We start from the raw sequence: 8,657 nt of genomic DNA, 5'->3' as shown, positions 1-8,657 counted from the left end.
CGCGCTCGCCGAGAGGGGTAACCGGTCCTGCAGCATCCCGAACAACGGATCGCCGATCTCGTTGCCGAGCCAGCCGGGTTCGCCTGTGCCCCTTGCCACTACGACGTCCACGGCGGCGCATCCGTCCGCGTGGGCCGTCGGTTGTGGCAGGACCACCGTCGCCGCGATGGTCACCATCGCCGCGAGACCCCATGCCGTACGCCATTTTCCAGGCAGCAGTACCTTCCGGTCGCCCATTGTCCTCACCTCACGTCGTTGTGAGAAGCCCGGTGACTCTTGTCATTGACTAGAGACTGATCACCGGGCTATGTGACCCAAGGTAGGAATGGACGGAGCGGGCGGCAACGAATTCTACTGGAGAGTCACCTAATTGGTACCCAACCGTTTCATCATGAAACTTGTTATCTACGTGCTATTTTGGGGCTACGAAATGGCATCGGACGGGATTCGAAGCACACCGCGAACGCCGCGCAAAATGGAACTAGTTCTCATAGTGTGTTGGTATGGAACGACTTACCGGGCTCGACGCGAGCTTCCTCTATCTCGAAACAGACACCCAGCTGCTGCACGTCTGCGCAATGCTGATACTCGATCCCGCCGCCGAGGGGGTGAGCTTCGAGCACGAGGCCTTCAAGGCCGAGCTCGGGCGGCGGCTGCACCTCATCCCGGCCATGACGCGGCGGCTGCACGCCGTGCCGCTCAACCTCGATCATCCGGTGTGGGTGCGGGATTCGAACTTCGATCTCGACTACCACGTGCGGCGGCTGGCCCTGCCGCCCGGCGCGGGTGACGCGGGCCTGGCCGAACTGGCCGCTGACATCGCCGGACGCCCCCTCGACCGGAACCGGCCGCTGTGGGAGATGTGGGTCATCGAGGGCCTGCCGTACGGCAAGGTGGCGGTGGTGTCGAAGTACCACCACGCCATCGTGGACGGCATCACCGGCACCAACATGATGATGCACCTGTGCGATATGCAGCCCGGGGTCAGCTATACCCCGCCCGCAGCCGAAACCGTCACGGACGAACCGGAACCCAATGATCTTCAGCTCGCCGGGGAGGCGCTGCTGAAGCTGCCGGGGCGGCTCGGCATGGTCGGGATGGTGCCCAAGACCGTCGGCATTCTGAGCGGTCTGGTGCAGCGGCGGCGCGAATCCGGCAGCCGCGGCATGCCGTTGCCGTTCACCGCGCCGCGCACGCCGTTCAATCGAGCTATCACCCCGCATCGCGCCATTTCCTTCGTGCAGACCGAGCTGTCGGATATCAAGGAGATAAAGACCGCCTTCGGGGTGAAGGTCAACGACGTGGTGCTGGCCGTGGTCGGCGGGGCGTTGCGCAGCTATCTCGAACTGCACGACGAGCTGCCCGAAACCTCGCTGCTGGCCTCGGTTCCGGTGTCCACGCACGAGACCTCGCGGCACGAGGAGGGCACCAACAAGGTGTCGACCATCTTCGCGCGGCTCTACACCGATATCGAGAATCCGGTGGCGCGCGTGCAGGCCATCGCCGAGGACAATCGCGGGGCCAAGGAGGAGCACAACCTCATCGGGGCCGACTTCCTGCAGGACTGGGCACAATACGCCCCGCCCAACACCTTCCAGCTGGCCGCGCGCGCGTACTCCTCGTTCAAGCTCGCCGAGCATCACCCGGTCGTGCACAACCTGGTGGTGTCCAATGTGCCCGGGCCGAACTTCCCGATGTACTTCCTGGGCGTGCGGGTGGCATCGATGTATCCGTTCGGGCCGGTGTTCCACGGCGCGGGCCTGACCGCCACCGTCATCTCCAACAACGGGCACCTGGATTTCGGCTTCATCGCCTGCCGGGAACTGGTGCCGGATGTGGGTGCGATCGGCGACGCCGTCCCCGAGGTGATCACCGAGCTGCTCAAGGCCGCCCGCGAAAAAGCCTGAGCTACAGCCGCTCCACCACCGATTGAACGGCCTCGAGGAACACCGGGACAAAGACGTCCGCCTCGAGTGCGCAGGCCGCGTGACCGGCCTTGGCGAGGAAGATCTCCGCTCCCGGAATCGCTTTCGCCATTTCCAGCTGACGGAAGACGGGCAGGGCCCGATCCCGCGTGGTGATCACCACCGCCGTCGGCACTTTCAGCGTCGAGATCCAGTCCGACGAATCGAATTGCCCCAGCACCACGAGCGCCTGCGCGAGCGCCCAGCCGCTGGTGGCCCGTAGTTCCGCCATGGCCCAGCGATCCATCCGGCCTACCGGCCAGGAGGATTCCGGCAGCGTGGGGAGTTTGTCGCGGCGCAGTTCCGCACGGCGGAACGACCATTCGGAGAACAGGGTCGCGGTGGCCGCCCAACCGCGGTGGAAGGCGCGCTCGCGCCACTTCTCCTGGAAGCGGTAGGTGGTGGCGGCCAGCACCAGCCCACCCACCCGATCCGGATGCCGGTGCGCGACCAGTTGGGCGACCACGCCGCCCATGGAATAGCCCGCCAGGATGGGCCGTTCGACGCCGACCGCGTCGGCGACTGCCACCACGTCGTCGGCCAGATCGTCGAGATCGAAACGCTCGGAACGGATTCCGTGGCCGTGCCAACGCTGGTCGAACAGCACCACGCGGTAGCGCTCGTTGAGTTCGCGCAGGGACGGGAACCAGTTGAGCATGGCGGTGGTGGCCATGCCGTGCAGCAGCAGCACGGTCGGCGAGTCCGGGGACGGGCCCGCCAGGTCCACCACGTAGGTGGTGCCGCGACCGGGCAGTTCCACCATGCGGCCCTGCGGCACCTCGGTCAGCCGGGAGATGCGCGGGGACAGCCGGCGGCCGCGGACGGCGGTCGGCACGGTCGGATTCGGGCTGGGGTTCGTCATCGAAAGGCCTCCCGGCACACCGCTGCGGCGGTCGAAAATGGAACACGTTTCACTTGATGATGCCATATCGGGCCGGGAGGGGCCGGTTACGGTTTACAGGGGGCGGGGGCGGCGACCACCGTGGTGACGACCACCGGCGCGGTCGGCGGGGGCGGGGTGGCGGGCGGCTCGGCCGGGATCTCGTAGAGGCGAATTCCGGTGTGGCGCAATTGACCCGGGGTGATCGTGACGCCGGAGACGAAGGCGGCGTGGCCGTAGACATCGGTGACTTCGGCGGTGAAGGGGCCCGCGCCCGCGCCGGAAATACTCCAGTAGTTGTCGTTGCCGCGGCGCAGCGGCAGATAGTCGCCGCCGGAATCGGGCTTCAAGGAGACTTGCGCGATCGGATTGCCGGTGCCGGAGAACAAGATCCCGAGCCAGCTGGGCGAGGAACTCGGCTCGACCCGGTACACCAGTTCCGGAGCCGGGTTGGGGTCGCGCACCTGGCCGATGCGGACCTGGGCGACACCGTCGGTGGTGTTGGCGATGGCCTCGAAAGCCGAACGGCTCAAATCGTATTGGTTGGGGCCGCAGCCGGGGCAGCGGTCGACGACCTCGGCGCGGACACTGCCGAGGGGGCCGTCGATGTCGACGTAGGAGCCGCACGGGGCGGAACCGTTGTACTGGCCGGTCGGTACCCCGACGTAGTAGCCGTCCAGCGGCAGATCCGGCAGCGAGCAGGCCACGCCCTGACTGAAGGCGTAGAAGCGCGCCTCGCCCGGTTGCGGCGCGGGCTGCGACTCCGGAGGCTGAATCTGCTGAGGAGTAACCGAACTCGGGACGGGTGCGGCGGGAAGCGTGATAACGGTTGTGGTGGGTGTGGCAGCCTGACAGCTCAGCGACTGCGGCCGGATCCACCAGGTGGCCAGCCCTACCACCACCGCTCCTGCCAGAATCGTCCACAACCACGGCCTGCCGGAATGGACCTCTTCGAGCCCCGTGCGGTGCATGGCTGGTCCCCAACCCTCCGAATTGTGTTTGCTGAAGCGATGCTGCCCGTCACATCAGGAAAGCAGCCGCCGCCGTTACGGCGGGCTCGAATCGGAAACTCGGACTGAAAAACACGGCGTGTTGGCGGTGTGTCATGGATGTAGAACCGGGGGCGGCTCCGCCTCGTATGTCCTGGTGTCCACCCATAACGCACTCGCGGATGTCGGCCCGCCTCAGGAGAGTTCCGCCATGGCCCAGCTCGCACCCTTCTACCGGCAGGTGCAATCGCACTACGACCTGTCCGACGATTTCTACGCCCTGTTCCTCGACCCCTCCATGACCTACAGCTGCGCGTTCTTCGAGCGCGCGAGCATGAGCCTCGAGGAGGCGCAGCAGGCCAAGATCGACCTGGCGCTCGGCAAACTCGGACTCGAACCGGGCATGACGCTGCTCGATGTGGGCTGCGGCTGGGGGTCGACCATGATCCGCGCGGTCCTCACCTACGGGGTGCGCGTCATCGGACTCACCTTGAGCCGCAACCAGTTCGATCATGTCCGCACCCAGCTGCGCGAGCTGGGCATCACCGAAGCCGAAGTGCGCCTGCAAGGTTGGGAGGAATTCGACGGGACCGCCGACCGCATCGTCAGCATCGGCGCGTTCGAGCACTTCCGCAAGGAACGCTATCCGGAGTTCTTCGCCCGCTGCCACCGCCTGCTGCCCGCCGACGGCCGCATGCTGCTGCACACCATCATCGGCCGCACCCTGGCCGAACTGCGCGACGCCGACATCCCCGTCACCCGCGACGACGCCCTGTTCCACATCTTCATGAAGCGCGAGATCTTCCCCGGCGGCCAACTCCCCCAACCCGACACCGTCACCGGCAACGCCGAACCCGCCGGCTTCCGCACCACCCGCATCCAATCCCTGCGCCCCCACTACGCCCGCACCCTCGACCTCTGGGCCGAGAACCTCCGAGCCCACCACCCCGAAGCCGTCCGCCTCACCTCCGAAGAGGTCTACCAGCGCTACCTCAAATACCTCACCGGCTGCGCCCACTACTTCCGCGCCGGCCACCTCGACGTCATGCAATTCACCTTGCAGAAGTAGCCTTTTCACTCCGCCAGGTCGAGGGTGTCGAATCGGTGGGCGGACCAGGTTTGGCGGGAGGTTTCCTCGGGGTAGGGGTGGGTGGTGGGGGCGGCGTGGTAGAGGCGGGTGGGGCGGGAGTTCGGGTTGTAGGGTGTCCAGCCTGGGTTGCCGGTGGTGGCGAAGTTGACCCATTCGGTGCGCATGTTGTGGGAGACGGGGGCGAGTTCGGAGGCGGCATTCTTGTGTGCGGCAGGGTGATTGCGTACGTCGGCGGGGGTTAGGGTGCCGAGTACGAGGAGGAAGTCGAGGCTGTGGGAGGCGCCTTCATCGGAGTTGAAGGCCCAGCACAGCTCGTATAGCCACGCCTTGCCACCGCCGCGATGGCGGGCGTCCGCGAGATGCAGGGTGGGCATTCGGAACAGCCAATCGGCGAGGTGTTTGGCGGCCGCTTCGTCGGCGGAATGTGGTGTGAGGAGATGGTATTCGTCGCGGGTATGTCCGACCAGCAGGTCGACGTTCCGCGCGGCGCCACTGCCGAGTGCTCGCCAGGGGGCCAGCGGCAGCAGGTCGCCGTCGACGACGGGTGAGAACGGTGTGGGGGTCAGTGCCATCGGTCCCCACGAGTCGACGAACTCGGGCATTCTCCGGATGATCGTGTTCGTCGCGTCGAGCAGGGATCGCGGTGGGATGGGTGCCATTTCGTCGAGGGTGGGCCCGACACCGAGTTCGGCGGTGATCGCCGAGGTGACCGCACCCGCGAGGCGCGGGGTGAAGAAGGTGCCCGGGACACTCATGGCGATGGCACGGCGAAAAAGACCGGCTGCCAACGGCATTGCGAGCAGTGCGGCGATGCAGCCGGCTCCGGCCGATTGGCCGAAGACGGTGACGTGGGCCGGGTCGCCGCCGAACTCGGCGATATTGTCCTGGACCCAGTGCAGTGCGGCGGCCTGGTCGAGGATGCCGCGGTTGTCGGGGGCTCCGGCGATGTGGGCGAAGCCCTCGACGCCGGTGCGGTAGTTCATGCTGACCATCACCACGCCGGCCTTGGCGAGGGTCGCGCCGTCGTGGTGTGGATTGCCGGACGTGCCCTCCCGGTAGGCGCCACCGTGGATCCACACCATCACCGGCAGGCCCGCGGCTGAGAGATCGGGCGACCAGACATTGAGGGTCAGACAGTCGCCGGAACCGTCGGTTGCGCTGCCGTACAGCGAGGTCATCACCGAGCCCGGGCAGGTTGATTGGGGTACCGGCGGACCGAATTCCGAGGCGACGCGAATGCCGTCCCACCCTTGTGCGCGAACAGGAGAGCGAAATCGGCGGGGCCCGAACGGTGGTTCGGCATACGGGATGCCCCGGAACACCGCGAGGGTGCCCTCCCATCGGCCACGCACAACCCCGGCGGCCGTACGGATTTCCGGATCAGTACCGCTGCGGGTATTCATGTATCTCCCGTACCGGGGTGTGGGTGTCCGCCCGGCGAGTGGCGTGAGATCGGCCACTCATGCGGACCGGCCAACAACAATCAAGTAGCGGCTCGCGATTATACCGATCACGCGGAAAGCACACCATGACAAACGACGCCAAATTGTCACCGGGCGAAGTCGATGCTGATCGCCGATCACTCGAGATAGACGCGCTGACGGAGCCCATTCGCGCCTTATCGGGGCCACTGACATCCCGTGCCAATCATGTTTACGCAACCGTCGGAACCAGTTAACTGAAAGGGAACAGGAGACCTGACCAGCCGGTCAGGATCCGCCTTCGGGACGCGCTTCGTCCGTGGCGAAACACGCTGAGCTGCACAGTTGTTCAACCTCGACCCAAATTGACACCGCGCCGCCACGCCGCTAGCGTGTCGCCATGACGTTGCCGGTCGGATGACCAGTAACGTGGAAGGGTTGGGGAAGTTTCGTGAATGGTTTTTCCACCTTCGACCGCGAAAACCTGCCTTCGGTAATTTCCGCGGTCGTCATCGACGAACTCGTGCGCAATGGCGTGAAATGGTTCGTCTATTGCCCGGGTTCACGAAATGGCCCACTGGGATTCGAACTCGCACGGCGTGCGCGCGCCGGGGAAATCAATTTCCAGGTGCGACTCGACGAGCGTTCGGCGGCCTTCGTGGCGCTCGGCATCACCAAGGCGAGCGGGCTGCCCGCGGCGGTCGTGACGACCTCCGGCACCGCGGTGTCGAACCTACTGCCCGCGGTCACCGAGGCGAACTACTCCGACCTGCCGCTGGTGCTCCTCACCGCCAATCGACCGCCCGAGGTGCTCGGCACCGGCGCGTCGCAGACCGTCGAGCAGACCGCGCTGCTGACCTCGCAGACCCGGCACGTACAGCAGGTCTGGTCGGGCGAATCGTTCGGGCCGGAGACGAACGGCGTGCTCCGCGCTCAGGTGTGCCGTGCGCTGGGGATCGGGACCGGGCAACTGCTCGGGCGTCCCGGCCCGGTGCAGATCGATGTCCCGCTGCCGTCCGGGCTACCGCCCGCCGGTGAGATCGCCTGTCCGCCAGGCCGTTCCGAGGGCGCGCCCTGGATCAGGATGCCCGGCGTGACCCGCCGCACCGACTCCGCCGCGGCGCTCGACCTGACCCGCCCGACCCTGATCATCGCCGGTGACGGCACCGATCCCGCCGCGCTGCCGCCCCGCCTGCCCGTCATGGCCGAGCCGACCGTCGAACTCGGTGACCGTCCCCGCCTGCACCCCTGGGTCCTCGACTACGTCGAGCCCGAGCAGGTGGTGATCTACGGCCGCCCGACCCTGCACCGCAATGTCGGACGGCTGCTGGCCCGCGACGGCGTGCGCGCGGTGCTGGCGGGCGGACCGGGCGACTGGATCTACGCCGCGCCCGACATCGAAATGCTGTCCGGCACTCCGAGGTTCCACGGTGAATCCAGTCCGGCGTGGATCGAGGAGCTCGAGCTCACCGACGGGATCGTGCGCGGGCAGTGGACCCGGGTCATGAACGAGACGGCCGAGCACCGCATCGGTCTCGGGGTGGCCCGCGCCGTGCTGTCCGGTCTGCGCTCCGGCGACGTGCTGTGGCTGGGCGCGTCCAATCCGATCCGCGATGTGTCGCTGGCGGGGGTGGTGCCCGCCGGTGTCCAAGTGCTGTCCAATCGCGGCGTCGCCGGGATCGACGGGAATGTGAGTGCCGCGATCGGCGCGGCGCTCTCGGCACCCGATCGCACGGTGGTGGCGCTGCTGGGCGATCTCACCTTCGCCTACGACGCCTCGGGCTTGCAGTTCGGTCGGCTGGAGCAGGTGCCCGGCAATCTGATCCTGGTGGTGTCCAACGATTCCGGCGGCGGCATCTTCGAACTGCTCGAACAGGGCCATGCCCGCTATCGGCAGGATCCCTACGGCGACACCTTCGAACGGATCTACGGAACCCCGCAGCAGGTCGACATCGCCCAGCTGTGCGGCGCGTACGGCGTCGCGCATCGCCGGGTCGAGCTCGGCGATCTCGGTATCGCACTGCGGCAGGAGCGCTTCGCGCAACGGCTGTCGGTGCTCGAAATCCCGGTCGCGCGAACCGCTTTGCGCGATGTGCACGCCACCGCGCGACAGGCGGTCGACGCGGCTTTCGCGACGGCAGCCCTCGAGGCGGCCGAGGTCGCCGACGCCGCAATCGATCTGGCATTGCAGACCCCAGAACTCTCCGGAAACCTCGAATACTCCTGATGACCGACACCAAGCCTGACAACGACACCATGCCTTCGTTTCCCTTGACTCCCCTGCTCGTTCCCGACGACCCCGACACCGCCGTC

The 8,657-nt window shown here is 66.8% G+C and carries 6 protein-coding genes and 1 pseudogene; 3 read left to right on the top strand and 4 right to left on the bottom strand.

Annotated features, from left to right (window positions below; genetic code table 11):
• Positions 1–237 (bottom strand): annotated as a pseudogene (locus ACWELQ_RS29475) (cutinase family protein); the annotation flags it as partial.
• Between the two features lie 266 nt (positions 238–503).
• Here ACWELQ_RS29475 and ACWELQ_RS29470 point away from each other — a divergent pair.
• Positions 504–1,907, top strand: coding sequence for a WS/DGAT/MGAT family O-acyltransferase (locus ACWELQ_RS29470; protein ID WP_452400297.1), 1,404 nt, complete (start codon positions 504–506; stop codon positions 1,905–1,907).
• A gap of 1 nt (position 1,908) precedes the next feature.
• Here the strand turns inward: ACWELQ_RS29470 and ACWELQ_RS29465 are convergent, their stop codons facing one another.
• Both ACWELQ_RS29465 and ACWELQ_RS29460 read right to left on the bottom strand, forming a co-directional pair.
• Positions 1,909–2,826 (bottom strand): alpha/beta fold hydrolase, encoded by a 918-nt coding sequence (locus ACWELQ_RS29465; RefSeq protein WP_452400296.1) that lies wholly within the window; start codon positions 2,824–2,826, stop codon positions 1,909–1,911.
• Positions 2,827–2,912: 86 nt separating this feature from the next.
• Positions 2,913–3,815 carry an expansin EXLX1 family cellulose-binding protein gene (locus ACWELQ_RS29460; protein WP_452400295.1) on the bottom strand — a complete coding sequence of 301 codons (903 nt, stop codon included), beginning with the start codon at positions 3,813–3,815 and terminating at the stop codon, positions 2,913–2,915.
• Between the two features lie 229 nt (positions 3,816–4,044).
• Here ACWELQ_RS29460 and ACWELQ_RS29455 point away from each other — a divergent pair, with 229 nt between their 5' ends.
• On the top strand, positions 4,045–4,902 hold the full coding sequence (locus tag ACWELQ_RS29455; RefSeq protein WP_452400294.1) for a cyclopropane mycolic acid synthase family methyltransferase: 858 nt from the start codon (positions 4,045–4,047) through the stop codon (positions 4,900–4,902).
• Between the two features lie 5 nt (positions 4,903–4,907).
• On the opposite strand, the gene ACWELQ_RS29450 is transcribed toward ACWELQ_RS29455, so the two are convergent.
• Positions 4,908–6,326: a carboxylesterase/lipase family protein gene (locus ACWELQ_RS29450; RefSeq protein ID WP_452400293.1), complete on the bottom strand. Its 1,419-nt coding sequence runs from the start codon at positions 6,324–6,326 to the stop codon at positions 4,908–4,910.
• Between the two features lie 469 nt (positions 6,327–6,795).
• On the opposite strand from ACWELQ_RS29450, the gene menD reads away from it, so the two are divergent.
• A complete protein-coding gene (menD, locus tag ACWELQ_RS29445; RefSeq protein WP_452400292.1) occupies positions 6,796–8,571 on the top strand; it encodes a 2-succinyl-5-enolpyruvyl-6-hydroxy-3-cyclohexene-1-carboxylic-acid synthase in 1,776 nt (591 codons plus the stop codon).
• The last annotated feature ends 86 nt before the right edge of the window (positions 8,572–8,657 follow it).

It is taken from the genome of Nocardia sp. NPDC004722, assembly GCF_053601505.1.
This window is presented reverse-complemented; position numbering and strand designations above follow the sequence as displayed.